At 68.7% G+C, this 24,913-nt stretch carries 22 protein-coding genes; 11 read left to right on the plus strand and 11 right to left on the minus strand.

The genetic code is table 11. The features are described 5' to 3' along the window. Positions 1–81: 81 nt before the first annotated feature. Positions 82–1,206 carry a GlxA family transcriptional regulator gene (locus tag F3J18_RS11210; protein WP_166912857.1) on the minus strand — a complete coding sequence of 375 codons (1,125 nt, stop codon included), beginning with the start codon at positions 1,204–1,206 and terminating at the stop codon, positions 82–84. A gap of 264 nt (positions 1,207–1,470) precedes the next feature. On the opposite strand from F3J18_RS11210, the gene F3J18_RS11215 reads away from it, so the two are divergent. Genes F3J18_RS11215 through F3J18_RS11240 form a run of 6 tightly spaced genes read left to right on the plus strand, consistent with a single transcriptional unit; the run spans position 1,471 to position 8,581 of the window. Then, positions 1,471–2,856 carry an L-serine ammonia-lyase gene (locus tag F3J18_RS11215; RefSeq protein WP_166912858.1) on the plus strand — a complete coding sequence of 462 codons (1,386 nt, stop codon included), beginning with the start codon at positions 1,471–1,473 and terminating at the stop codon, positions 2,854–2,856. A gap of 16 nt (positions 2,857–2,872) precedes the next feature. Further along, the gene (locus tag F3J18_RS11220; protein ID WP_013689471.1) at positions 2,873–4,117 is read left to right on the plus strand and encodes a sarcosine oxidase subunit beta family protein; all 1,245 of its coding nucleotides are present in this window, start codon (positions 2,873–2,875) and stop codon (positions 4,115–4,117) included. Between the two features lie 25 nt (positions 4,118–4,142). After that, positions 4,143–4,436 carry a sarcosine oxidase subunit delta gene (locus F3J18_RS11225; protein WP_013689472.1) on the plus strand — a complete coding sequence of 98 codons (294 nt, stop codon included), beginning with the start codon at positions 4,143–4,145 and terminating at the stop codon, positions 4,434–4,436. Next, positions 4,433–7,444 carry a sarcosine oxidase subunit alpha family protein gene (locus tag F3J18_RS11230; RefSeq protein ID WP_166912859.1) on the plus strand — a complete coding sequence of 1,004 codons (3,012 nt, stop codon included), beginning with the start codon at positions 4,433–4,435 and terminating at the stop codon, positions 7,442–7,444. Before F3J18_RS11225 ends, F3J18_RS11230 begins: the two co-directional genes overlap by 4 nt. After that, complete coding sequence (locus tag F3J18_RS11235) at positions 7,434–8,069, plus strand: sarcosine oxidase subunit gamma (protein WP_166912860.1); 636 nt, start codon at positions 7,434–7,436, stop codon at positions 8,067–8,069. The genes F3J18_RS11230 and F3J18_RS11235 overlap by 11 nt, the downstream gene beginning before the upstream one ends. Continuing rightward, positions 8,066–8,581 carry a dihydroneopterin aldolase gene (locus F3J18_RS11240; protein ID WP_166912861.1) on the plus strand — a complete coding sequence of 172 codons (516 nt, stop codon included), beginning with the start codon at positions 8,066–8,068 and terminating at the stop codon, positions 8,579–8,581. Before F3J18_RS11235 ends, F3J18_RS11240 begins: the two co-directional genes overlap by 4 nt. Positions 8,582–8,611: 30 nt before the next feature. Here F3J18_RS11240 and F3J18_RS11245 read toward each other — a convergent pair whose 3' ends face one another. From F3J18_RS11245 to F3J18_RS11260, 4 genes are all read right to left on the minus strand, one after another. Beyond that, on the minus strand, positions 8,612–8,869 hold the full coding sequence (locus F3J18_RS11245) for a hypothetical protein (protein ID WP_025101255.1): 258 nt from the start codon (positions 8,867–8,869) through the stop codon (positions 8,612–8,614). A 230-nt stretch (positions 8,870–9,099) separates the two neighbouring features. Next, positions 9,100–9,294, minus strand: coding sequence for a CsbD family protein (locus tag F3J18_RS11250; RefSeq protein ID WP_025101254.1), 195 nt, complete (start codon positions 9,292–9,294; stop codon positions 9,100–9,102). Positions 9,295–9,407: 113 nt separating this feature from the next. After that, positions 9,408–9,971 carry a ferritin-like domain-containing protein gene (locus tag F3J18_RS11255; RefSeq protein ID WP_025101253.1) on the minus strand — a complete coding sequence of 188 codons (564 nt, stop codon included), beginning with the start codon at positions 9,969–9,971 and terminating at the stop codon, positions 9,408–9,410. 264 nt (positions 9,972–10,235) lie between these two features. Then, complete coding sequence (locus F3J18_RS11260) at positions 10,236–11,234, minus strand: AraC family transcriptional regulator (protein ID WP_166912862.1); 999 nt, start codon at positions 11,232–11,234, stop codon at positions 10,236–10,238. Positions 11,235–11,332: 98 nt separating this feature from the next. Between F3J18_RS11260 and F3J18_RS11265 the strand changes: the two genes are divergently transcribed. Continuing rightward, positions 11,333–12,595, plus strand: a complete 1,263-nt coding sequence (locus F3J18_RS11265; RefSeq protein WP_166912863.1) for a DUF1479 domain-containing protein — start codon at positions 11,333–11,335, stop codon at positions 12,593–12,595. 74 nt (positions 12,596–12,669) lie between these two features. Here the strand turns inward: F3J18_RS11265 and F3J18_RS11270 are convergent, their stop codons facing one another. From F3J18_RS11270 to F3J18_RS11280, 3 genes are all read right to left on the minus strand, one after another. Further along, the gene (locus F3J18_RS11270) at positions 12,670–13,296 is read right to left on the minus strand and encodes a glutathione S-transferase (RefSeq protein WP_166912864.1); all 627 of its coding nucleotides are present in this window, start codon (positions 13,294–13,296) and stop codon (positions 12,670–12,672) included. A gap of 405 nt (positions 13,297–13,701) precedes the next feature. Next, positions 13,702–14,895, minus strand: coding sequence for a porin (locus F3J18_RS11275; protein WP_166912865.1), 1,194 nt, complete (start codon positions 14,893–14,895; stop codon positions 13,702–13,704). A gap of 309 nt (positions 14,896–15,204) precedes the next feature. After that, positions 15,205–16,281 (minus strand): acyltransferase, encoded by a 1,077-nt coding sequence (locus tag F3J18_RS11280; RefSeq protein ID WP_025101248.1) that lies wholly within the window; start codon positions 16,279–16,281, stop codon positions 15,205–15,207. A 379-nt stretch (positions 16,282–16,660) separates the two neighbouring features. On the opposite strand from F3J18_RS11280, the gene F3J18_RS11285 reads away from it, so the two are divergent. Beyond that, positions 16,661–16,960 carry a hypothetical protein gene (locus tag F3J18_RS11285; RefSeq protein ID WP_025101247.1) on the plus strand — a complete coding sequence of 100 codons (300 nt, stop codon included), beginning with the start codon at positions 16,661–16,663 and terminating at the stop codon, positions 16,958–16,960. Positions 16,961–17,029: 69 nt separating this feature from the next. Here the strand turns inward: F3J18_RS11285 and F3J18_RS11290 are convergent, their stop codons facing one another. Further along, positions 17,030–17,758 carry an FCD domain-containing protein gene (locus tag F3J18_RS11290; RefSeq protein ID WP_025101246.1) on the minus strand — a complete coding sequence of 243 codons (729 nt, stop codon included), beginning with the start codon at positions 17,756–17,758 and terminating at the stop codon, positions 17,030–17,032. Between the two features lie 272 nt (positions 17,759–18,030). Between F3J18_RS11290 and uxuA the strand changes: the two genes are divergently transcribed. Further along, complete coding sequence (uxuA, locus tag F3J18_RS11295) at positions 18,031–19,077, plus strand: mannonate dehydratase (protein WP_172876342.1); 1,047 nt, start codon at positions 18,031–18,033, stop codon at positions 19,075–19,077. Positions 19,078–19,242: 165 nt separating this feature from the next. Continuing rightward, positions 19,243–20,583, plus strand: coding sequence for an MFS transporter (locus tag F3J18_RS11300; protein WP_166912866.1), 1,341 nt, complete (start codon positions 19,243–19,245; stop codon positions 20,581–20,583). Positions 20,584–20,710: 127 nt separating this feature from the next. Here the strand turns inward: F3J18_RS11300 and F3J18_RS11305 are convergent, their stop codons facing one another. Both F3J18_RS11305 and F3J18_RS11310 read right to left on the minus strand, forming a co-directional pair. Beyond that, positions 20,711–21,721, minus strand: coding sequence for a questin oxidase family protein (locus F3J18_RS11305; protein ID WP_166912867.1), 1,011 nt, complete (start codon positions 21,719–21,721; stop codon positions 20,711–20,713). A 450-nt stretch (positions 21,722–22,171) separates the two neighbouring features. Further along, positions 22,172–22,993, minus strand: a complete 822-nt coding sequence (locus F3J18_RS11310; protein ID WP_084152562.1) for a class I SAM-dependent methyltransferase — start codon at positions 22,991–22,993, stop codon at positions 22,172–22,174. A gap of 233 nt (positions 22,994–23,226) precedes the next feature. Here F3J18_RS11310 and F3J18_RS11315 point away from each other — a divergent pair, with 233 nt between their 5' ends. Beyond that, positions 23,227–24,903 (plus strand): ABC transporter substrate-binding protein, encoded by a 1,677-nt coding sequence (locus F3J18_RS11315; RefSeq protein WP_166912868.1) that lies wholly within the window; start codon positions 23,227–23,229, stop codon positions 24,901–24,903. Positions 24,904–24,913: the final 10 nt, after the last annotated feature.

Here is a 24,913-nt window from a genome sequence, read left to right on the forward strand (position 1 = left end):
TGCAAGGTGACGGCGGGCACTCCCCCCGTCCGCCGTCACCAAGCGGTTTTCCCTGCTGGTTTTCTTTTCCCTTTCCGGTATTCAGAACGAAGGCGGGTAGCCTGGCGAGCCGTCGTGCGTCGCCGCGTCGAGCACCTCGGCCGGCGCGATTTCCGCGGCTTCCGCTGTCTCCCCCGGCACCTCCGCCGCCGCGCCCCCTTTCTCCCGATACGCCGCCGGCGTCGCCCCGAACTGCTTGCGGAACTCGCGCCCGAGATGCGAGGCATCGGAGAAGCCGCAACTGGTGGCGATATCGGCCACGGTGCGATCCGAGCTGGTCAGCAGCCACGCGGCGGTGCGCAGCCGGACCTGCTTGGCGAAGGCCTGCGGGCTCTTGCCGGTTTCGGCCTTGAACAGCCGCTCGAGCTGCCGCGCCGACAGATCCAGCTTGCAGGCCAGCTCGTCGAGCGGCAGCGCGCGCCCGACATGCTGCTCCATCAGCAGGATCGCGCGCTTGACCTTCGGGTGCGTGGCCGGCTCCAGCCCCGGCGGATGCGGCTGCGGGGCGTTGCCCTTCTGCATCTCGCCCACCAGCAGGATGCGCAGCGCCTTCTGCACGGTGGCGTGATCGAAGTGGCGCAGCAGGATCGCGGCGGCCACGTCGATCGAGGCGCGCCCGCCCGAGCAGGTGATGCGGCGCCGGTCGATCACGAACAGCCGGTCGGCGATCAGCCGCTCGGCGTCGACGTTCGGAAAGCGCTCGATGAAATCCCAGTAGTGGAACCAGCTCACGCAGATCCGGTGCGCGTCCAGCACGCCGGCACGCATCAGCGCGAACACGCCGGTGCAGATCCCCACCACGTTGGCGCCGCCCTCGGCCGCGCGCCGGATGAACTGCAGCGCCTCGGGGCTCGCCTGCGGCCCGGAATGCAGCAGCCCGCCCACCACCACCACGTAGTCGTAAGGCTCGCCGCCGGCGTCGAAGGTCTCCCAGGGCGTGATCTGGATCCCACAACTGGCGCGCACCGGCGCCAGCGTGTCGCCGATCACGCTCCAGGCGCAGCGCACCGGCTTGCTGTAGTCGCCGTCGTCGGCCGACAGCCGCAGCATGTCGACGAAGCCGGAAAAGGCGGTCAGCGTGAAATTCGGCAGCAGCACGATGCCGAAGCGCAGCCGGGTGGGGGCCGGGTCGGCGGAGAGGAGCGAGGCGGGCAGGTCGGGCGTCATTGCAGCGTGTTCAGGGAAAGCGAGAAGCCGGGGGCGCCCCGGCCGGTGGCGGCGCCCCGTGTGTCGAGCGTCGCCGATCGCCGGCGGGCGGACTTGCGTTTTTCCGTCGCGAATCATCGCCAAAACGCACAATCCGGCCCCGCCGGTGCCGGGGTGGCGGCGGCATCCCACTTCGATGCCGGTTTTGTTCTATCGGCGGATTTTACGCTTTGATGTACTGACGCCATTGTCCAATCCCCGCGTTTCCACCGGAGAAGCTCCCAGATGAACGTCAGCGTTTTCGATCTGTTCAAGATCGGCATCGGCCCGTCGAGCTCGCACACGGTCGGCCCGATGATCGCGGCATGCCGGTTCGCCTCGCATGTCGAGGACGCCAACCTGCTGGCCTTCGTGCGGCGCGTGCGAGTCGAGCTGTACGGCTCGCTCGGCGCCACCGGCAAGGGCCACGGCACCGACAAGGCGGTCCTGCTGGGCCTGGAAGGGCACCTGCCCGACCTGATCGACCCGGACCTGATCGAGCCGCGCCTGAAGGCGATTCGCGCCGAGAAAACCCTCTGCCTGCTGGGCCGGCGCTCGGTGCGCTTCGAGGAGAAGGAGGACATTGGCTTCTACCGCCGCATGATGGCCGGCACCAGCGTGGTCCACCCGAACGGGATGCGCTTCCAGGCCTTCGACGAGAACGGCCAGTTGCTGGTGGAGAAGGAGTATTACTCGGTCGGCGGCGGCTTCGTGGTGAACCGCGACGGCGATCGCGTCAACGGCGTGCGCGCGGCGGCCGAGGTGCCGTATCCGTTCCGCACCGGCGACGACCTGCTGCGCGCGAGCCGCGAGAGCGGCCTGTCGATCGCCGAGCTGACCTTCCGCAACGAATGCGCGCTGCGCCCGGCCGAGGAAGTGCGCGCCGGCCTGCTGGCGATCTGGAACACCATGGCGGCCTGCGTCGAGCGCGGCTGCAAGGTGGAGGGCGAGCTGCCGGGCCCGATGCGCGTCAAGCGCCGCGCCGCCGAGCTCTACCACCGCCTGCGCAACCGCTCCGAGGAATCGCTGCGCGATCCGCTGTCGATGCTCGATTGGGTCAACCTCTATGCGATGGCCGTCAACGAGGAGAACGCCGCGGGCGGGCGCGTGGTGACGGCCCCCACCAACGGCGCGGCCGGCGTGATCCCGGCGGTGCTGCATTACTACGTGAAGTTCGTGCCGGGCTCCAACGAGCAGGGAATCATCGACTTCCTGCTGACCGCCGCCGCGATCGGGATCATCTACAAGGAAACCGCCTCCATCTCGGGCGCCGAGGTGGGCTGCCAGGGCGAGGTGGGGGTGGCCTGCTCGATGGCCGCCGCCGCGCTGGCGGCCGTGATGGGCGGCAACCTCGACCAGGTCGAGAACGCCGCCGAGATCGGCATGGAGCACAACCTCGGCATGACCTGCGACCCGGTGGGCGGGCTGGTGCAGATTCCCTGCATCGAGCGCAACGCGATGGGCGCGATCAAGGCGCTGAACGCCTCGCGCATGGCGCTCAAGGGCGACGGCACGCATTACGTGTCGCTCGACTCGGTGATCAAGACCATGCGCGAGACCGGCGCCGACATGAAGACGAAATACAAGGAAACGTCCCGCGGCGGCCTCGCCGTGAACGTCATCGAGTGCTAAAGGAAGGTACCTGGAAATGAGCCGCTACTCCGTATTCAGCCTGTTCCGCAACGGCCTGTCGTACCACGAGAATTGGGAACGCCAGTGGAAGAGCCCCGAACCGAAGAAGGAATACGACGTGGTGATCGTCGGCGGCGGCGGGCACGGCCTGGCCACCGCCTACTACCTCGCCAAGGAGCACGGCATCACCAACGTGGCGATCCTCGAGAAGGGCTGGATCGGCGGCGGCAACACCGCGCGCAACACCACCATCGTGCGCTCGAACTATCTGTGGGACGAATCGGCCGGCCTCTATGAAAAGGCCATGAAGCTCTGGGAAGGGCTTTCGCAGGACCTCAACTACAACGTCATGTTCAGCCAGCGCGGCGTGATGAACCTCGCGCACACGCTGCAGGACGTGCGCGACACGCAGCGCCGCGTCAACGCCAACCGGCTGAACGGGGTGGATGCCGAGTTCCTCACGCCCGCGCAGATCAAGGAAATCGAGCCGACCATCAACCTGAACAGCCGCTACCCGGTGCTGGGCGCCTCGATCCAGCGGCGCGGCGGCGTGGCCCGCCACGACGCGGTGGCCTGGGGCTTCGCGCGCGGCGCCGACCGCGCCGGCGTGGACATCATCCAGAACTGCCAGGTGGTCGGCATCCGTCGCGACGGCGACCGCGTGACCGGCGTCGATACCGTCAAGGGCTTCATCAAGGCCAAGAAGGTGGCGGTGGTGGCGGCCGGCAACACCACCACGCTGGCCGACATGGCCGGCGTGCGCCTGCCGATCGAGAGCCACCCGCTGCAGGCGCTGGTGTCCGAGCCGATCAAGCCGGTGGTCAACACGGTGGTGATGTCGAACGCGGTGCACGCCTACATCAGCCAGTCCGACAAGGGGGATCTCGTGATCGGCGCCGGCATCGACCAATACACCGGCTTCGGCCAGCGCGGCAGCTTCCAGATCATCGAGGGCACGCTGGAGGCGATCGTCGAGATGTTCCCGGTGTTCTCGCGCGTGCGCATGAACCGCCAGTGGGGCGGCATCGTCGACGTCTCGCCCGACGCCTGCCCGATCATCAGCAAGACCGACGTCAAGGGCCTCTATTTCAACTGCGGCTGGGGCACCGGCGGCTTCAAGGCCACGCCCGGCTCGGGCTGGTGCTACGCGCACACCATCGCGCGCGACGAACCGCATCCGCTGAACGCGCCCTTCGCGCTGGACCGCTTCTACAGCGGCCACCTGATCGACGAGCACGGCGCCGCCGCCGTCGCCCACTGAGCCACCACCACGAGGAGAACCGAACATGCTGCTGATCAACTGCCCGTGGTGCGGACCGCGTGCCGAATCCGAATTCTCGTGCGGCGGCGAGGCCGATATCGCCCGCCCGCTCGACACCGACGCGCTGTCGGACCGCGAATGGGGCGACTACCTGTTCATGCGCGAGAACCCGCGCGGCGTGCATCGCGAGCAATGGCTGCACACGCAAGGCTGCCGCCGCTGGTTCAAGGCGACGCGCGATACGGTGAGCTACGAAATCCAGGGCTACGAGACGTTCGGCGTGCCCGCACACGACGCACAAGAGGGCAACACCAAATGAGCCAGAAAGACCGCCTCGGCGCGGGTGGCCGGATCAACCGCGCGATTCCGCTGACCTTCACGTTCAACGGCCGCACCTACCAGGGTTTCCAGGGCGACACGCTGGCCTCGGCGCTGCTCGCCAACGGCGTGCACTTCGTGGCGCGCAGCTTCAAGTACCACCGCCCGCGCGGCATCGTGACGGCCGACGTGGCCGAGCCGAACGCGGTGGTGCAACTGGAGACCGGCGCCTATACCGTGCCGAACGCGCGCGCCACCGAGATCGAGCTGTACCAGGGGCTGGTGGCCTCGAGCGTCAACGCGGTGCCCTCGCTCGAGCACGACCGCATGGCGATCAACCAGAAGTTCGCGCGCTTCATGCCGGCCGGCTTCTACTACAAGACCTTCATGTGGCCGCGCAAGTTCTGGCCCAAGTACGAGGAGAAGATCCGCGAGGCGGCCGGCCTGGGCAAGGCGCCCGAGGCGCTCGACGCCGATCGCTACGACAAGCAGTTCGCGCATTGCGACGTGCTGGTGGTGGGCGGCGGGCCCACGGGCCTGGCGGCCGCGCATGCGGCGGCGGCGAGCGGCGCGCGCGTGATCCTGGTCGACGACCAGCGCGAGCTGGGCGGCAGCCTGCTGTCCTGCCGCGCCGAGATCGACGGCCGGCCCGCGCTGCAATGGGTCGAGAAGATCGAGGGCGAGCTGGCCAAGCTGCCCGACGTGAAGATCCTCACGCGCAGCACCGCCTTCGGCTACCAGGACCACAATCTCGTCACCATCACCCAGCGCCTGACCGAGCACCTGCCGGTATCGATGCGCAAGGGCAGCCGCGAGCTGCTGTGGAAGGTCCGCGCCAAGCGCGTGATCCTCGCCACCGGCGCGCAGGAGCGGCCGATCGTGTTCGGCAACAACGACCTGCCGGGCGTGATGCTGGCCGGCGCGGTGTCGACCTACGTGAACCGCTACGGCGTGCTGCCGGGCCGCGAGGCGGTGGTGTTCACCAACAACGACCGCGGCTACCAGGCCGCGCTGGACCTCAAGGCGCACGGCGCCAAGGTCACCGTGGTGGATTCGCGCGCGGCCGGCAACGGCGCGCTGCCGGCCGCCGCCAAGCGGCACGGCATCGCGGTGCTGAACGGCTCGGTGGTCACCAGCGCGAGCGGCAAGCTGCGCGTGCAATCGGTGGAGGTGGCCGGCTACGCGAACGGCAAGGTGGGCGCGCGCGGCGCCACGCTGTCCTGCGACCTGCTGGCGATGTCGGGCGGCTACAGCCCGGTGCTGCACCTGTTCGCGCAATCGGGCGGCAAGGCCCACTGGCACGACGAGAAGGCCTGCTTCGTGCCGGGCAAGGCGATGCAGCCCGAAACCAGCATCGGCGCGGCGGCCGGCGAGTTCTCGCTGGCGCGCGGCCTGCGCCTGGCGGTCGACGCCGGCGTGGACGCGGCCAAGGCGGCCGGCTTCAACGCCGCCCAGCGCCCCGTCGCGCCGCAGGCGACCGACGCCGCCGAGGCGCCGCTCGAGCCGCTCTGGCTGGTCGGCAGCGGCGAGCAGGTGACGCGCGGGCCGAAGCGCTTCGTCGATTTCCAGAACGACGTGGGCGCGGCCGATATCCTGCTGGCGGCGCGCGAGGGCTTCGAATCGGTCGAGCACGTCAAGCGCTACACGGCGATGGGCTTCGGCACCGACCAGGGCAAGCTCGGCAACATCAACGGCATGGCGATCCTGGCGCAGGCGCTTGGCAAGACCATTCCCGAAACCGGCACCACCACCTTCCGGCCGAACTACACGCCGGTCACCTTCGGCACCTTCGCGGGCCGCGAGCTCGGCGATTTCCTCGATCCGATCCGCAAGACCTGCATCCACGAATGGCACGTCGAGCACGGCGCGCTGTTCGAGGACGTCGGCAACTGGAAGCGCCCCTGGTACTTCCCGAGGAACGGCGAGGACCTGCACGCGGCGGTGGCGCGCGAGTGCCTGGCGGTGCGCAACAGCGTCGGCATCCTCGATGCCTCGACGCTCGGCAAGATCGACATCCAGGGCCCGGACGCGGTCAAGCTGCTGAACTGGATGTACACCAACCCCTGGGGCAAGCTCGAGGTGGGCCGCGCCCGCTACGGGCTGATGCTCGACGAGAACGGCATGGTGTTCGACGACGGCGTGACGGTGCGCCTGGGCGAGCAGCACTACATGATGACCACCACCACCGGCGGCGCCGCGCGCGTGCTGACCTGGATGGAGCGCTGGCTGCAGACCGAATGGCCCGACATGAAGGTGCGCCTGTCGTCGGTGACGGACCACTGGGCCACCTTCGCGGTGGTCGGCCCGAACAGCCGCAAGGTGGTGCAGAAGGTCTGCCAGGACATCGACTTTGCCAACGCGGCCTTCCCGTTCATGAGCTATCGCGACGGCACCGTGGCCGGCGCCAGGGCGCGCGTGATGCGGATCAGCTTCTCGGGCGAGCTGGCCTATGAAGTCAACGTGCCGGCCAATGCGGGGCGCGCCGTGTGGGAGGCGATCATGGCCGCCGGCGCCGAGTTCGACATCACGCCCTACGGCACCGAAACCATGCATGTGCTGCGCGCCGAGAAGGGCTACATCATCGTCGGCCAGGACACCGACGGCTCGATCACGCCGCACGACCTCGGCATGAGCGGCCTGGTGGCCAAATCGAAGGACTTCCTGGGCCGGCGCTCGCTGTCGCGCTCGGACACCACCAAGTCCAACCGCAAGCAGTTCGTCGGCCTGCTGACCGACGACCCGGCCACCGTGCTGGAGGAAGGCGGCCAGATCGTCGAGCCCAATGCCGCGGCCAACGCCGAAGGCCTGACGCCGATGATCGGCCACGTCACCTCCAGCTACTACAGCCCGATCCTCAAGCGCTCGATCGCGCTGGCGGTGGTGAAGGGCGGCCTGGGCAAGATGGGCGAGTCGGTGGCGATCTCGCTGGCCAACGGGCGCAAGGTCAACGCCAGGATCACGAGCCCGGTTTTCTATGACACCGAAGGGGTACGTCAGAATGTGGAATGAAACGCGCAACCAGTCCTCGGTGGCCTCGCAGGCGGCCGGCCCGCGGCTCGAATCGCCGCTGATCGGCGCCCAGGACGTGCTCAAGCCGCACCAGGCCCGCGCCTCGCAGAAGTTCCAGCTGCGCGAGCGGCCCTTCCTCGATCTCGTCAACGTGCGCGGCGAGTTGTCGGATCCGGCCTTCGTCGAGACCTTCGAGCGCGTGGTCGGCTGCCGGCCGCCGGCCAGGCCGAACACGGTGGCGCGCGGCGCCGACTACGACGTGCTCTGGCTCGGTCCCGACGAGTGGCTGGTGCGCTCGAACGGGCCGGTGGCCGCCGGCCTGCTGGAAGGCAGGCTGGCGCCGGCGCTGGCCGGGCTGTACGCGGCCGCGGTCGATATCGGCAGCGGCTACACGGTGCTGGAGATCAGCGGCGAACGCGTGCGCGACGTGCTCGCGCGCGGCTGCCCGCTGGACCTGCATCCGCGCCTGTTCGGCGTCGGCCAGTGCGCGCAGAGCCACTACTTCAAGGCCTCGCTGACCCTGCTGCCGACCGGCGAGCAGAGCTACGACCTGGTGATCCGCCGCAGCTTCGCCGACTACTTCTGCCGGATCATGCTCGACGCCGCGGCGCCGCTGGTCTCATGAAGCCGGTCGACGATCCGTTCGCGACGCTCGGCACGGCCCGCGCCATGGGGCGCGGCTGGAGCGTGTTCATCGAGGAGCTGAAGGTGCCGGCGCGGATCGGCCTCCACGCGCACGAGCACGAGGCGCCGCAGCCGATCGTGATCGACGCGCGGCTCGGCTATCGCTGCGAGCCGGTCGAGCAGGGCGCGATCGGCTTCGTCGACTACGACGGCTACTGCGCGCGTGTCGCCGCCTGGCTCGCGCACAAGCCGCATACGCGCCTGCTCGAGACGCTGGTGGTCGAGCTGGCGGCGCTGTCCTTCGAGGAATGGCCGGCGCTGGAAGCGGTCACGCTGTCGATGCACAAGCCGAAGATCCGGCCCGGCACGCGGCGCGTCGGCGTCGAGCTGGACTGGACGCGGGCCGATTACCTGGCCTGGCGCGAGGCGGTCGAGGCGCGTGGGCGCGGGGCGGGCATCGCTGCGCGGAAGGGCGGCACGGGAAGCATCGGCGCGGACTTCACCGCGCATTGAGCGGCGCGCGCGCCGGCGGGCTTGCTGGCATCAGTGCGCGGCGAGCCGGCTCGACTGGCGTTCGAGTTCGCGCAGGCGCGCGACGATGTCGTCGAGCTGGGTGCGTTCGGCATCCTGCAGGCCGTCGCGTGCCAGCACGGCCTCGAGTCGCGCGAGCCAGAGGGCGATCCGAGCCGGCTCGCCGGGCGTGAGCCGCGCCACCAATTGCTCGAGCGTGGACAGGTCGGCCTCGATGGCCGTCGGTGCTGCGTCGTCCGTTGCTGAGTCCTCGTTACGATCGCCTGGCATGGTGTCCTCGGTCTGTTGCTGGGTTGGCGCCTCGATCGATGATCTGCGCCGCGTCGCGGGGCCGGTCTCTCAGGCCGGCAAGACGATGCCCGGCCGTGGCCGGGCATTCGCGACATTGTGGTCGAAGCGGATGACGCTGGCGAGACACGCGAGCGAAGAACGGCCCGAATGTCTCCTCCAGTGCGTCACCCTCATCCTGTCATCGCCATTGCATCGTTGCGCGGGCGTGCTCAGTGATGGTCCTTGTTGCGCATCGCATCCTTCGCGGCGTCCTTGACGTCGCCATAACCCTTGCGGGCCTCGCCCTCGGCCTGCTGGAGATCGCCCTTGACCTCCTGCTTTGTGTTGCCGGTGGCCTTGCCGACCGCCTCGTTGACCTTGCCCTTCACTTGCTCGGCCGTGCCCTTGATGTGTTCCTTGTTCATGATTCACCTCCAGGTTTGAGTGCTTGCAGATCAGCTTGTTGACGGATCGACGCCCGCCGTCACGGGTACCCACTTCCTCGCCGCGCGTCGCTGGCGGCGCGCGTGCGTGACGCTCAGTTCACGTTCTTCCTCTTCAGCTCGGGCGGCAGCCCTTCGAGCAGATCCGCCATCTCGTCGGCATGTTCCTCCTCGACCGCGAGGATCTGCTCGAACAGGCGGCGCGTGGTCGGATCGCGATCGCCGAGGTACTGGACCATCTCGCGATAGCTGTCGATCGCGATCCGCTCGGCCACCAGGTCCTCGTTGATCATGTCGACCAGGGTGCTGCCTTCCACGTATTCGGCATGGCTGCGCTTGGCGAGCTGGTTGGGCGCGAGATCGGGGCTGCCGCCGAGCTGGACGATACGCGCCGCGATCATGTCGGCATGGCTCTGTTCCTCGTTCGAGTGCGCGAGGAATTCCTCGGCGATGCCCGACGAGTGGATGCCCTTGGCCATGAAGTGATGGCGCCGGTAGCGCAGCATGCAGACGATCTCGGTGGCCAGCGCCTCGTTGAGCAGGCGCAGCACCGTCTCGCGGTCCGCGTGGTAGCCGGCGGTCACGGCGCCTTCGTCGACATGCTGGCGGGCGCGTTCGCGCAGGGTTTTCACATCCGTCAATTGCGTGTTGTGGGCCATCGCAGTTCCTCTTTATCGGTCTGTCGAATAAGACGGCGGCTGGCGTTTCGCCTCGGGCGAAGCCGGCTGCCTCCGGCGAGGATCAAGCAGGAGCCGTGCCCGTCCAGGCATGCAGGCGCTGCCGGCGCGGCGCCACGGGGCTGCGCGGGCGCGGCGGGGCTGACGGGCATGCTTGCGCGGCGCGGATGCAGGCAAGCCTGGCGGGAAGGGCTTTGTAATTTGTACAGGCGCGAGCAGCGGGACGCATTCCGGCGTGCCGAGGTGCTATCTGCCCTGACGCGAGCGGGCGGTGGACCGTGTTTGCCGCGTTTTTGTCGATTGCACCGGCTTCGCCGCCAGCGAGGGCGAGCGCTCGTCGAGCGCGGGCACCGCTTCCCGCTCGCGTTCCGCGCGCCGCGCGCCGGCGAACTGCTGCCGGTAGGCCAGCGGCGTGAGCGCCCTGGCCGCCTTGAACTGCCGGTTGAAATTCGCCGCGTTCGGAAAGCCCGAGCGCTCGGCGATCACCGAGACCGGCATGCGCGTATCGGTCAGCAGCCGGCAGGCATGGCCGATCCGCACGCGCGTGATGTAGCGGCCGACGCTCTCGCCGAGATGGCGCGTGAACTGGCGCGTCAGCGAGCGCTCGGACAGGCCCGCGGCCCTGGCCAGCGCGGCCAGTTGCAGCGGCCGCGCGAACTGCGTGTCGATCAGCGCCAGCACGCGGTCGAGCCGCCCCGCCTCGGGGCTGGCGCACGCGCCCTCGGCCGCGCCGAAGGCGTTGGGCGCGGCCAGCGAGGCCGCCGGCGCCGCCGCCAGCCGGTGCAGCACCTCCAGCACCGCCGCCAGCCGCCGCTGCGGCTCGGGCGAGAGCAGCGCGTCGAGCCGCTCGCGCATCGCCGCGCCGGCGCCGGCCTCGAAATGCAGCCCGCAGGCGGCGCGCCGCAGCAGATCGCGCAGGACGTTGTGTTCCGGGCAGACGTCGGCGAGCCGCTCGATCCAGTCGCCGTCGAACCAGACCACGATCGCGACCTGCGCCGCCGCCGCGTCGATTGAGCGGTTCGAGGCCCAGGTATGCGGCAGGTTGGGCGGCACCAGCACCAGGTCGTCGGCGCCGTAGGCGGCCACCGAATCGCCGATATAGCGCTTGCCCTGGCTGTTCAGGGTCAGCGTCAGTTCGTACTCCGGATGGTGATGCCACTCGAAGGGGATCCGCGACAGCCGGCGATGGTAGATCCGCACCGAGCAGCCCTGGCCGAAATCGACATGTTCGTAAGCGGGTTTCATGGCCGGATCCGCAATGAGAATGGCGGGATCGTATCACTTCCGTCCACCGTGCCGACATACGATCCGTCTCACCCACAACAGCAGACGGAGACGACATCATGGCCCTCTACATCGACGACCTGCCCGCCGCCATTCGCCAGGCCAAGCGGGAATTGCGCGCGGCGCTGCCCCGTTATCGCGAGGTGTTCGCCGAGGTCGAGGCGGCCATGCGCGAGGCGGCGCGCGAGATCGCCGAGGAACGCGCGCGCGGCGCGGCGGTGATCCCGGAGATCGAATTCGCGGCGATCGTCGCCGGGCGGGTGAGCGAGGCGCAGCTCGCGCGCGTGAAGTCGCGCGGCGCCTGCGTGATCCGCGGCGTGTTCGAGCGCGAGCGCGCCGAGCGCTGGGATCGCGAGATCGCCGACTACGTGGAGCGCAATCGGCTCGACGCGCGCCTCGAACATCGCGCCGAGGACAAGTACTTCGGCCAGCTCGCTTCCAGCAAGCCGCAGATCCATGGCGTGTACTGGTCGGCGCCGCAGGTGGAGGCGCGCCAGTCGCCGGCGCTGACGCAGGCGCGGGTGTTCCTGAACCGGCTGTGGCGCGCGCACAGCGAGGGGCGCCGCCATTTCGATCCTGACCAGGTGCCGGCCTATGCCGACCGGCTGCGCCGCCGGCCGCCCGGCTCGGCTTCGCTGGGGCTGTCGGCGCATTGCGACGGCGGCTCGGTGGAGCGCTGGATCGAGGCCAACTTCCGCCGCGTCTATCGCCACGTGTTCGCCGGCAACTGGCGCGACTACGATCCCTTCGACGCGGCCTGGCGCACCGAGGTCGAGGAGATCGCCTCGCCGGCGGTCTGCTCGATGTTCCGCACCTTCCAGGGCTGGGCCGCGCTGACCGCGCAAGGCCCCGGCGACGGCACGCTGCAACTGGTGCCGATCGCCAACGCGATAGCCTATGTGCTGCTGCGTGCCCTGCAGGACGACGTCGCCGAGGACGACCTGTGCGGCGCGATGCCGGGCCGAGCGCTATCGATCCGCCCCGAGTATCACGCGCCGCTGTTCGAGGCGCTCTCGTCGATCCCGCTGATGCAGCCGGGCGACACGGTGTTCTGGCATGGCGACGTGATCCACGCGGTGGAGGACGCGCATCGCGGCGCCGGCTACAGCAACGTGATGTACATCGCCTCGGCGCCGGGCTGCGCGAAGAACGAGGCCTATCTGCGCCGGCAACTGCCGAGCTTCCTCGCCGGCGAGAGCCCGCCCGATTTCCCGGCCGATCACTTCGAGGTCGATTTCGACGGCCGCGCGAGCGCGGCGGACCTGACGCCGCTCGGGCGCGCGCAGCTCGGGCTGGACGAGGTGGAGACGGCGGCGCGCTGAGGCGCCGCTGGCGGCGGGGAAGGCACGCGGGCGATCGCTGCGCGCCGCGTGATCGTGCTGCCGCGCACCGGCGCTCAGGGCGTGGCGCTGCTGCAATACTCGGCGAAGCCGGGGCGCGCCGAGAGCCGCTGCTGGTAATAGGCCTCGACGGCCGGCAGCGAGGGTTGCTGGAACGGCGTGCCGAACCAGCGATGCACCGACAATCCGATCGCGATATCGGCGATCGAGAAATGCTCGCCGGCCACGAAGGCGCCGGTGTCGGCGAGCCGCGCGTCGAGGATGCGCATCAGCCGGGTCCAGCCCGCGATCGCCTCGGCGGTGGCTTGCGGATCCTGGTGCGCGGGCGACTTGCGCACCAGGCCCAGGAAGGCGTAGCTCCAGGCGCGGTTGAGATCGGTGGCCTGCCAGTCGAGCCACTGGTCGACGCGCGCGCGGGCGACCGCCTCGGGCGGGTAGAGCGCCTCGCCGCCGTAGCGCGTGGCCAGGTAGCGGATGATGGTGTTCGATTCCCACAGCACGAGATCGCCGTCGCGCAGCACCGGCACCAGGCCGTTCGGGTTCAGCGCCAGGAATTCGGGCGTGTTGGGCGAGCGGAAGCCCGCGCCCCAGTCCTCGCGCTCGAACGGCAGTTGCAGTTCGGCACAGGTCCACAGCACCTTGCGCACGTTGATCGACGGTATCTTTCCGAGAATGTTCAGCATGGCGGCTCCGCTCGCGGGGAAGGGGGAAGGCGAGCCGGCAGTGTAGGCGAGCGCGGGCCGATCGGCCATGCACAGTCGAGCGGCGCGTGCGCGGGAGAGTGTGCGGAGGCCGGGCGGGACGGTGCCTCGACAATTCTGCACATCCGGGTTTTTTGCCGCTTGGCATGATGCCGGACGATATCGGCATCGACGGAAACAGGATCATGCGTTTCGGGTGGAGATTACTGGCCGCCGGCTTGCTCGTCGCGACGACGGGCGGATGTTCCAGCCTGACCGGCCTTCTGTATTGCCAACAAAGCGGGATCCGGATCGTGGACTTGCGTTGTTTCCCCCTGGCTTCTCCCTGAACGTGGGCGAATCGGAAAGGCCACTGGGACCTTTCCGATTGCCTTCCTGGCGATGCCCTCAGAACCGCTGCCGGATCCCCAGGCTCACCAGCGCCTGCGAGCGGGATGCCGAGGAATGGCCGTTGCCCTTGTCGGATACCGAGGCGCTGGCCGCCACCACCTGCCCGTTCGCGTCCAGCGTGCTGCCCGAGGCGTGTTGCCAGCCGGCCAGCAGGTAGACGGTGGTGCGCCGCGAGAGATCGTAGGTCGCGCCGGCCGAGACGTTGTGATAGACGGCGCGCTCGTCCAGCCCGTCCAGTTCGCTGCCGCGCGTGTAGCTGTAGCCGAGGAACAGTTGCGCGGCCGGGCTTGCCTGCCAGCGCGTGAACACGCCGGCGATGTCGAAGCTGGCGTGGCCGCGGAACAGCGACTGCGCGCCGGCGCGGTACTGCACGTTGCTGTAGTTGACGCCCACCACCGTCGAGCCGAAATCCCAGGTCGCGCCGGTCGCCACGATCTGCTGCGTCTGCGCGCTCGCGTAGCCCTCGCTGATCGATGAGTTGAAGGTGCCGTCGTCGCCGCTGGCCCAGCCGCCGGCGCTGCTGTCGCCGGGGCCGGTCTTGCTGTTGTCGGAGCGCTCGAAGCCGGCGCCGAGCTTGAGCGGCCCGTTCGCGTAACCGGCGCCCACGCTCCAGGTGCCGCGACGCTTGACGCTGCCGGCCTGGTTGCCGAAGCCGTACATGGCGCCGAAGCTGAAGCCCGCGTAGTTCGCGCTGGTGTACTTGACCGAGTTGTCGACGCGCACCGTCTGGTCGAGATCGTCGATATCGCCCGGATGCGCGCCGAAGCCGCCGATATAGCTGACCGGCGCCACGCCGGACACGAAATCGTCGAGCGGCGTGTACTGGCGGCCGAGCGTGAGCGTGCCGTAGCGCTGGTTGCCGAGGCCGACGTAGGACTGCCGGCCGAACAGGCGGCCGCCCTGGCCGGCGCGGCCGTTGCTGATGTCGAAACCGTCCTCGAGCGTGAAGATCGCGCGCCAGCCGCCGCCGAGCTGCTCGGTGCCGCGCAGGCCCCAGCGGCTGCCCGACAGGTTGCCCGAGCTCAGGCCCAGGTCGGAATGGCCGGTCGCGTCCGGCCCGGTGCCGGTGCGCTCGTTGCTGCGGTAGGTGATGCCGGCATCGACGATGCCGTAGAGCGTGACGGACCCCTGCGCGGAGGCGGCGGTCGCCAGGCTCAGCAGCAGCGGGGCTGCGGTCAGTTGCTTTTTCATGATGAGCGAGTGTCGTTTTATGTGGTCGGGCCGGACGGAGCGGGGCGTCCGGTGATGCGGCGAGGGCGAGTGCGGAGGCGGCGGCCCGGCCGGGATCGACGGCCGGGGCGGTGCGGCATGCCGATGACGGGATCGGCCGCGGCTGGCGCGCATCCTGCAGCCGCTCGCCTCCGTGTGCGTCATGCTAGATGGGACCGGTTCCAGAATGAAGCGCGGCGATGTCAACAGACCGTTGCGTATCGCGTGACAGTCGGCGCGCCGGGAGCAGTTGCCGTACCTGCCGCGCCGCTCCGGGCGAGGGCGAGCGCGCTAGACGCGCGAGGCGATCGGCACCTCGAGCCGGCGCCTGGCGGGACGCGAGAGCCAGGCCCGCAGCGGCGCGTCGACGTAGCGGTCGAGCAGGGCGACCAGCACCAGCATGCCGGCCACGAAGGCGGCCAGCGCGGGCTTGCCGTACACGGCGTGCCGATGCGGCTCCAGCAGCCGGTAGGCCAGCAGCAGCACCGGCACATGGAGGATGTAGAGCCCGTAGGAGACGCGGCCGAGCGTCTCGAAGGCGGGCGCGAGCCAGGCCGGCGGCTCGAACGAGGTGGCGGCATGGACGATCAGCGGGATCGCCACGAACACCTCGGCGATCGCGGCCGGGCCGGCCCAGCGCGGCGGGATCTTCGCGCACAGCATCAGCAGCACGGCCGCCAGCGCCAGCAGCGAGACGGCGGCGCTGGCCGGCCGCGGCCCGCCGCGTCGCAGCCGGAACAGCAGCGCGCCGGCCGAGAACGAGAAGCCCACCCGCGCCAGCGCGAGATACCACTTGCCGAGGTCCCAGCCCTCGTCGATGCCGTGATGGTCGAGCGCGTAGCGCAGCATCACGATGGCGCACGGAATCATCGCCAGGACCAGGATGCGCGGCACCGCGCGCCGCACGATGGCCGCGAAGGCGAGGTTGGCGACGATCTCGTAGAACAGCGACCAGGCCGGGTTGTTGACCAGGTAGAGCGGCGTGGCGCGCGAGGGCAGCATCAGCAGCGACAGCAGCACGAACAGCGTGGTGGCGAACAGCGACGGGAGCGGCCGGCCGTGCTGGTGCAGGTGCGCCATCGCCACGAAGTGGCTCGCCAGGCCCAGCACGATGCCGATCAGGTAGAGCGGGTAGAGCCGGATCAGCCGCAGTTTCGCGAAGGCGAGGAAACCGAGCGCGCCCGAGCGCAGCCGCGCCTCATAGGCGTTGGCGACCACGAAGCCGCTGATCGCGAAGAACAGGTCGACCGCCAGGTAGCTCTGCGGGAAGCTCGGCGAATGGAACAGCAGCGGCGCGTGGCGGAACACGATCAGGATCGCGGCGAGCCCGCGGATGGCATCGAGGTTGGCGTACTTCCACTTCGTCATGGTGAATGAAGCGCGTTCTCTGGTGGAGCGGCGGCCGGCGCCGGCTGGCGACCGGGGCGGCTCGACGGTGACGGGCGGCAGGCAGCGGCAAGGCCATGGCGAGGGCAGCGGCGAGTCGCTGGCCGTCGCGGGCGGCGACGCGGGTGCTGGATATCGGCGGGCGTGATTGTAAGCCGCGATGCGAGGGGCTTGCAGAGGCTTTTCCGCTTGCTTGCGGGCCGCCGGGCGAGTGGAACGGGAGGGGTAAACGAAGCGGACGTCAGTTCGATGACGCGGCGATGCCCCCGTGCCGGCCGCTGTTTTCGATGGCGCCGACACGGCCGCGTGCGATACTCGCCGCTCGTCCGCGCGAGCGGAGCCAGTCACCGGAGGAGCCGCCGTGTTCGCGAGTTATGATCCGACCCATACGGGTTTCGTCGCCGAGATCGACGGCTGTCGTTGTGTCATCGAGGGCATCGCCTCGCCGATCGCGGACCAGATCGATTGGCGCTGGACCATCTCGATCGCGCACCTGGACAACCCCGACGGCATGGATCCCGACAAGTTCGACGTGCTGGCGACGGGGGAGACGGTGACGCCGCTGCAGGCCTCGCAGCAGATCGTGGCCTGGCTCGATGCGCATCCGCCCGAGGACGATGAGGAGGAAGGCGCCTCGCCGGAAGGCGGCGAGGGGCGCTGAGCGGCGCTTCTTGCGCCGCCCGCGCCTGAAGGGAACCGAGGTTCGAGGGGCGGCGCGCCCCTCCTTGCCTCAGCGCCAGGCTTGCGTGAACTCCGCGATCACGCGCGTCAGGTGCGCCTGCATCGCCTCGCGCGCAGCCTGCGCGTCGCGCGCCATGATGGCCGAGAAGATTCGCTGGTGCTCGTCCTGCGAGGCCTCGCGCAAGGCCGTGTCGTGGAAATGCTCCTCGATCTTGCGCCACAGCGGATCGGCCCGCGAGCCGTCCCACATCGCCGCCACCATGTGCCTCAGCACCGCATTGCCGCTGGCTTCGGCGATCCCCAGATGGAATTCCCGGTCGGCCGCCTCGTTGGCGGCCTTGTCGCCCATGTTCTCGCGCATCGCGCGCAGCGCGGCGAACAGGCGGTCGAGATCGGCATCCTTGCGCTCGACGGCCGCCAGCGCGGCGATTTCCGCCTCGATCAGCGCCCGCGCGCGCAGCGTCTCGATCGGCCCCGGCCCGCGCGGCAGATCGAAGGGCGTGGGCCGCGCCTCGCGCGTCTCCGCCACGTAGATCCCCGAGCCGACCCGCACCTCCACCACGCCGCGTACCTCCAGCGCGATGATCGCCTCGCGCACCTGGGTGCGGCTCACCGCGAAACGCTCGGCCAGGGTGCGCTCCGAGGGCAGGCGCGCGCCGGCGCCCACGTCGCCCGAGGCGATCAGTTCGTAGATCTGTTTTGCCAGCCCGACGTAGGAGCGGTCGGCCGCGTCGGCTTCGGCGGCGCGGCCCGGCGGCGTGGAAAAGACTTCGGCCATGCGATGTGCTCTCGAGATAAGGCGCCGGCCGGGAAGGGCCGGCCGGGGGAACGCGAAAAATGGTACACCAGTTTGGCCGGCCGCCGGCCACGGCCGATCTGGCTCCGGCCGAAATCCTTGCCAGCCGGCCCGCCGGGCCTGGTCGACACGTTTTCTCAACTGGTAAACCACTATTCCGCCAAACTGGTTGACCAGTGAGAATCTGGTCCAACCAGGCGGGGTCGGGCGATCCGGCGCGCCGCCATGCGACGTTCATGAAGGAGGAGCGCACGGTGAAGATGTCCTTTCGTTGGTACGGCGATGCCGATCCCGTTTCGCTGCAGTACATCCGCCAGATTCCCGGCGTCACGCAGATCGTGTCGGCCGTCTACGACGAGCCGGTGGGCGAGGTCTGGCCGCTGGCGAAGATCGAGGCGCTGAAGGCGAGGATCGAGGCGGCCGGGCTGCACTTCGAGGTGGTCGAATCGGTGCCCGTGCACGAGGACATCAAGCTCGGCAAGCCCTCGCGCGATCGCCTGATCGCCAACTACCAGCAGACCCTGCGCCACCTGGCGGCGGCCGGCATCCGCGTGGTCTGCTACAACTTCATGCCGGTGTTCGACTGGACCCGCACCGAGCTGGCCAAGACGCTGGAGGACGGCTCCACCTGCCTGGCCTTCAGCACCGCCGAGGTGGAGCGCATCGATCCGGCCGAGGGCATCTCGCTGCCGGGCTGGGATTCGAGCTACCAGCCCGGGCAGTTGCAGGCCCTGCTGGCCGAGTACCGCGAGATCGACGAGGCTCGGCTGTGGGCCAACCTCGAATACTTCCTGAAGGCGATCGTGCCGGTGGCGGCCGAATGCGGGATCCGCATGGCGATCCATCCCGACGATCCGCCGCGCCCGATCTTCGGCTTGCCGCGCATCGTCAAGAACCGCGACGACCTGGCCCGCATCCTGAAGGCGGTCGACCACCCGGCCAACGGCCTGACGCTCTGCTCGGGCTCGCTCGGCGCGGGGCCGCAGAACGACGTGGAGGCGCTGGTGCGCGAGTTCGGCGCGATGGGCCGCATCCACTTCGCGCATATCCGCAACGTCAAGATCACGCCCGAGGGCGACTTCGAGGAATCGGCCCACCTGTCGAGCTGCGGTTCGCTCGATATCGCCGCGATCGTGAAGGCCTACCACGACACCGGCTTCACCGGCTACGTGCGGCCCGATCACGGCCGCATGATCTGGGGCGAAACCGGCAAGCCCGGCTACGGGCTCTATGATCGCGCGCTGGGCGCGGTCTACCTGAACGGGCTCTGGGAAGCGCTGCAGAAGTTCGATCACGCCTGAGCCGCGCACGGATGCGGGCGCGGCGCCATGAGGCCCGCGCCCGCGTTTCATCGCGCGAGACGCGATACACCACCGACTACACCGACAAGCACGCCAACGTGCGACCGATGACGTCCGCCCGACACGAGCGGACGCGCCGGCAACCCAACGAAGCGGAGACCTTCGATGCCGAACATCCGATGGGCGATGATCTTCATGTGTTTCCTCGCCAACGTCATCAATTTCGTCGATCGCGCCAACCTCGCGATCGCCGCGCCCAGCATCCGCGCCGAGCTCGGCCTCGATGCGGTCGGCATGGGCCTGGTGCTCAGCGCCTTCTTCTGGACCTACGCGTTCCTGCAACTGCCGGCCGGCTGGTTCATCGACAAGGTCGGCGTGCGCGTCGCGCTGGCGCTGGCGGTCGGCTGGTGGTCGGTGTTCACGGTCGCCACCGGCGCCGCGCGCGGGCTCGGGCAACTGGTCGGCATGCGCCTGATGCTGGGCGTCGGCGAGTCGGCCGCGATCCCCTCGTTCGCCAAGGTCGCCTTCAACTGGTTCCCGCGTCGCGAGCGCGGGCTGGCCAGCAGCATCTTCGACAGCGGCTCGCGGGTGGGCTCGGCCTTGTCGCTGCCGCTGGTGGCCTGGCTGATATCGCTGATCGGCTGGCGCGGCTCCTTCGTCGTGACGGGCGGGCTGGGCATCGTCTGGGCGCTGGCCTGGTGGTTCATCTACCGCGACCCGGAGCGCTATCGCTCGATCGCGCCGGCGGCCGTCGAGGCGTTGCTGGCCGAGCGGGCCGGCGCGGCCGACGTCGGCGGCAAGCCGGGCGCGCCCGTCGCGTCGGGCGCCGAAACCGCCGCGCCGCGCGTGTCCTGGCTCGACCTGTTCCGCTATCGCACCATCTGGGGAATGATGATCGGCCTGTTCTGCCTGAACTTCGCGATCTACTTCTTCATCACCTGGTTCCCGAGCTACCTGCTGCAATCGCGCGGCTTCTCGCTGGCCTCGCTCGGCACGCTTGGCATGCTGCCGGCGCTGGTCGCGATCCCGGGCGGCTGGCTCGGCGGCTACGTGTCCGACGCGCTGTTCCGGCGCGGCTGGAGCGCCACCGCGGCGCGCAAGACCTGCCTGGTGGGCGGCATGCTGGCTTCCTCGTCGATCGCCTTGTCGGCGCTGGTCGACAACGTCGGCCTGTGCCTCGCGCTGTTCTCGCTGTCCTATGCGGGGCTGTCGTTCGCCGGCGCCAACGTCTGGACCCTGGTGGGCGAGGTGGCGCCGTCGCCGGCCCATGTCGCCTCGATCGGCGGGATCCAGAACTTCGCCGGCAACCTGGCCGGCATCTTCATCACCACCTTCACGGGCGTGATGCTGTCGATCACGCGCGGCTCCTTCGTGGTGCCGCTGGTGGCGGCCGGCACGCTCTGCGTGGTGGGCGCCTTGTCCTACCTGTTCCTGGTCGGCCGGGTCGAGCCGCTGCCGCCGTTGCGCGGCGGCGCGCCGGCCGGCGGGCGCGCCAGCGCGGCCTGATGATGCGAATGCGCCGGCGCGGCCGTTGCCGCTGGCCTCGCATCGGACGTCGCCATCTTCGACGCGTGCGGGGCGAGGCCTTGCGGCGGGTGCTGTCGCAGGCGCTGCCGCTCAGTCGATGATCCGCTCAGTCGATGATCCCGACGCGGCGCGCGGCCGAGGCGAGATAGAGCGGCGAGGGATCGCGCTGGTATTCGCGCCAGCAGGTGTAGCTCATCTTGATCACGTGCTCGTCGTCGGCCAGCACGGCGCGGCGCAGGATCTCGTCCCAGTCGGCATCGACGCGCGGCAGCGGCTTGTCGACGTCGAGCGGCACCTCGATGCTCGCGTAGGCGGCGCACAGCGCGACCCACAATTCGGGCAGGCTGCGCGCAACCAGTTGCGACGGAAGTTGCGCGAACAACAATCGCGAGGCGTGCGTGGCCGTCACGGTGTGCAGCACGGTGAAGTCGGGCGCACGCCAGTAGGCGGCGATGGTGGCCGCGGCGATCCCGTCGAGCAGGTGTTCGGTCTCGGGCGGCGCGAGCAGGGCCTCGCGAAAGCGCGGGTGCTTCGCGACCACGCGCAGGCGATCGGTGATGAAGTCGCCGCTGATCTCCCGCTTGTCGATGGCGCGCGCGGCCTGCACGAAGGCGGTATCGATCCGCTCGGCGCGCGGTCGCGAGGCGGGGTCGATCTCGATCGGCAGGTGCCCCGACACCAGCGCAGCCAGCGCGGCGGCGATCTCGCCGTCGTGCGCGGCCTCGATGCCGTAGGCCAGCCGGATCACCGCGTGGAAGGCGCCCGAGGCCGGCGCCAGCGGCATCTGCTTGAGCACCGCGACGATCACGGCCGTCGCGCCCTCGTCGCCGATCCAGTCGACGAAGCACAGCCGCAGCGCGCCGAAGGCCTTGCCGTCGCCGACGTGGCGCCGCCAGTCGCCTCGCGCGATGCGGGTGTCGACGGCGGGCGCGGGCAGCGCGTATTCGCGCGACCACATGTCGAAGTAGGCCTGCAGGCGCTCGGGCGACGCGCCCATGCGCGCCAGCGCGACCAGCGCCATCGGCAGGTGGTTGGTGGTGCCTTTCGCCTTCAGGTCGAAGCGGGCGTTGGCGTCGAGCAGCGTGTTCAGCAGGGTGTCGGTGTGGTGTGTCGACATGGTTCCTCTCCTGGTCCAGGATGCGGGTCTCGATTCTAGAAGTTCAAGTGCGATTGAGAACAAGCAAACCCCTTCGCGCGTGATGGGAACGTCGCGGGGGGCATGAAGGACAAGCAGATCCCGTACCGGGAACGCGGCCATGAGGCTGTCGCTGGCGAGCAGGAGAGGCGCGGTGGGGAATGGCTGCGCGAGGGAAGGAAATCGCTCAATAATCGCGGCGATTTCGCACGAGCGAGCAAGTGTGCGGATGCACTATTCGCTTGCCGATATCCGGCCATGCGCGAGCCGAATAGGATTGCGAGCCGAACGCTGAATGATGCGTGGCACTGGATCGAAACGCGCCGGCAGCCTGTGTCGCCCGGGTGACGGCCGCCGGCATTCGAGCGAGTAAAAATCCCTTCGGCTTTGCAATAAGGCGCTATCCGCCTGGCGATGCGTTTGTCCCTTGATTCAGAATCCTTTCCAGTAGTCCACGAACCCCTGCTTGTAGTGAAAGTAGGTGGTTTGCAGTTCCCGGTTGATTCCCGCGATGCGCGTCTCGAGTTCGGCCAATCGAGGGTAGCCGCGCTTGAACAAGTACCAGCTTTTGGCTTGCGGCGAATATACCGAAGCGGCGTAGCCCCATTGCTGCATCAGCAAGGACATGCTCCTGTTGGTATGGAAGGCCGTATGAACCATGGTGTTGATGTAGAACCAATCCGGATCCTTCGGCACGCGCTCGGCGATCACCGTATGCAGCATCAGCACGCCGTCGTCGCTCACCAGGCGATCGACTTCGTCGAGCGCATCGCGGTTCAGCACGTGCTCGAACATCGCGCTGTTGATCACCAGCCGGTAGCGAGACAGATCCTGTTCGGCGACGTAGTCGACGCCAGGGTCCTGGTTGCGCACGTAGCGATCGAAGATGGGAATGTCGATGTCGAAATACTTCCGCATGCAGCGGGAGAACGTACCGTAACCGGCGGCATAGTCGAGCGCATCGTCGAGTTCAAGGACGTGGTTCCCGGCCAGCAGCTTCAGGGCGAGCGCCTGGTCGATGTAGGGCGGCTGGTTGGTGGTTCTCGATGCCGGATCGTTTTCGAAGCTGTGATGCCAGCTCGAATTCAGTTGTGACCATTGCGCATCGCTCATCTCCTGATGGGTGCGCGACACGGTGAATCCACAATCGCCGCATTTCCAGAAATCGACCGTCAGTGTTTCCGGAAATGGACTGCCCGTGTAGGTGGGGTAGTCCTTGGAGAAAAAATATTCCGTCTCGTGGCGGCAGATCATGCATCGATGCGTTTTCACACTATTCCTCGGACGAACCAGGTCGATTGCGGGCAACAGGTATTACGGCCGATCGCCTCGATTCTTTAGGCAAGGGCCGGCGCTCGTTCCTGGCGCATCCTGATCGTTTTTTTTAGTCCGGTGCCGTCTATCGATATACCGATTAATTGGTGGTGCACCTTTCACCGCGGCAACAGAATCGTCGGTTGCATCGCTTCCCGATCTCGACCGACATCATGAGCCTTCCCGATTCCGGCACGACGCACCAACCCGTGCGCCGCCGCCTGCTGAACCTCATCGCCGCGTTCGGCAGCGCGACGCTGTTCTCCATCGCATCGTCCGCTGCCTTGGCCGCCCAGGCCGATACCACCACCCCCGCTCCGAAAGGCACCCTGGTGTTCTGCAGCGAGGGCAGCCCGGCAGGTTTCGATCCGGGCCAGTACACCACCAGCACCGATTTCGACGCCAGCACCAACACCGTCTACAACGGCCTGGTGCGCTTTCGCCAGGGATCGCTCGATCTCGAGCCGGCGCTGGCCGAAAGCTGGGAGAGTTCACCCGACCAGCGCATCTACACGTTCCACCTGCGCCACGGCGTGAAGTTCCAGACCACCGCCTGGTTCCGCCCCTCACGCGATTTCAACGCCGACGACGTGCTGTTCACCTTCGATCGCATGCTCGATCCGCAGCAGCCGTTCCGCAAGGCCTATCCGACCAGCTTCCCGTACTTCAGCGACCTCGGCTTCGACAGGAACATCGCGAGCATCGATCGCGTCGACGACTACACGGTGCGCTTCGTGCTGAAGTCGCCCGACGTGATCTTCGTGCGCAACCTGGCGATGAGCTTCGCGGCGGTGCTGTCGGCCGAGTACGCGGGGCAGTTGCAGGCGCGCCACCGCGAGGCCGATATCAACCAGTTGCCGGTCGGCACGGGGCCCTTCGTGTTCCGCTCGTACCAGAAGGACGCGCTGATCCGCTACGACGCGAATCCCGACTACTGGCGCCCGCAGGATGTGCGGCTCGCGCACCTGGTGTTCGCGATCACGCCCGATCCGGCGGTGCGGATCCAGAAGCTGGCCAGCGGCGAATGCCAGGTGTCGGTGTTCCCGCGCCCGGCGGATCTGCAGACGGTGCGCCGCAATCCCTCGCTGAAGCTGGTGTCGGGCGTCGGTTTCAATGTCGGCTTCGTCGCCTACAACACCCAGCATCCGCCGCTGGACCACGTCGAGGTGCGTCGCGCGCTCGACATGGCGATCGACAAGCCGGCCATCATCCAGGCCGTGTTCGCCGGCGACGCGAAGGTGGCCACCAACCCGATGCCGCCCGCGCAATGGTCCTACAACCCCGCGCTGAAGGACGCGCCCTTCGATCCCGCCAAGGCGCGCGCGCTGCTCGCGCAGGCCGGCTTTCCCAATGGTTTCGAACTGACGCTGTGGGCGATGCCGGTGCAGCGGCCCTACAACCCGAACGCGCAGCTGATGGCGCAGATGATCCAGCAGGATTGGGCGAAGATCGGCGTGCGCGCGAGGATCGTCAGCTACGAATGGGGCGAGTACAACCGGCGCGCCAAGCAGGGCGGCGAGCACGACGTGCTGCTCTATGGCTGGTCGGGCGACAACGGCGACCCCGACAACTGGCTTGGCGCCTTGCTCGGCTGCGATGCCGTGCATGGCGGCAACGTGTCGAAATGGTGCGATCCCGGCTTCAATGCGCTGATCGAGAAGGCACGCGCCGATCCGAACCAGAAGGAACGCGCGGCGCTCTATGAACGCGCCCAGCTCATCTTCAAGCAGCAGGTGCCGTTCACGCCGATCGCGCATTCGATCGTGTCGATACCGATCTCGAAGCGCGTGCAGGGGCTCGTCTTCACGCCGCTGGGCAATCATCGCTTCGACGGCGTCTGGCTGCAGTGAGGGATGGAGA

Origin of the sequence: Burkholderia sp. Ax-1720, from assembly GCF_011753035.1 — a bacterium.
GTDB classification, from domain to species: Bacteria; Pseudomonadota; Gammaproteobacteria; order Burkholderiales; family Burkholderiaceae; genus Burkholderia; species Burkholderia gladioli.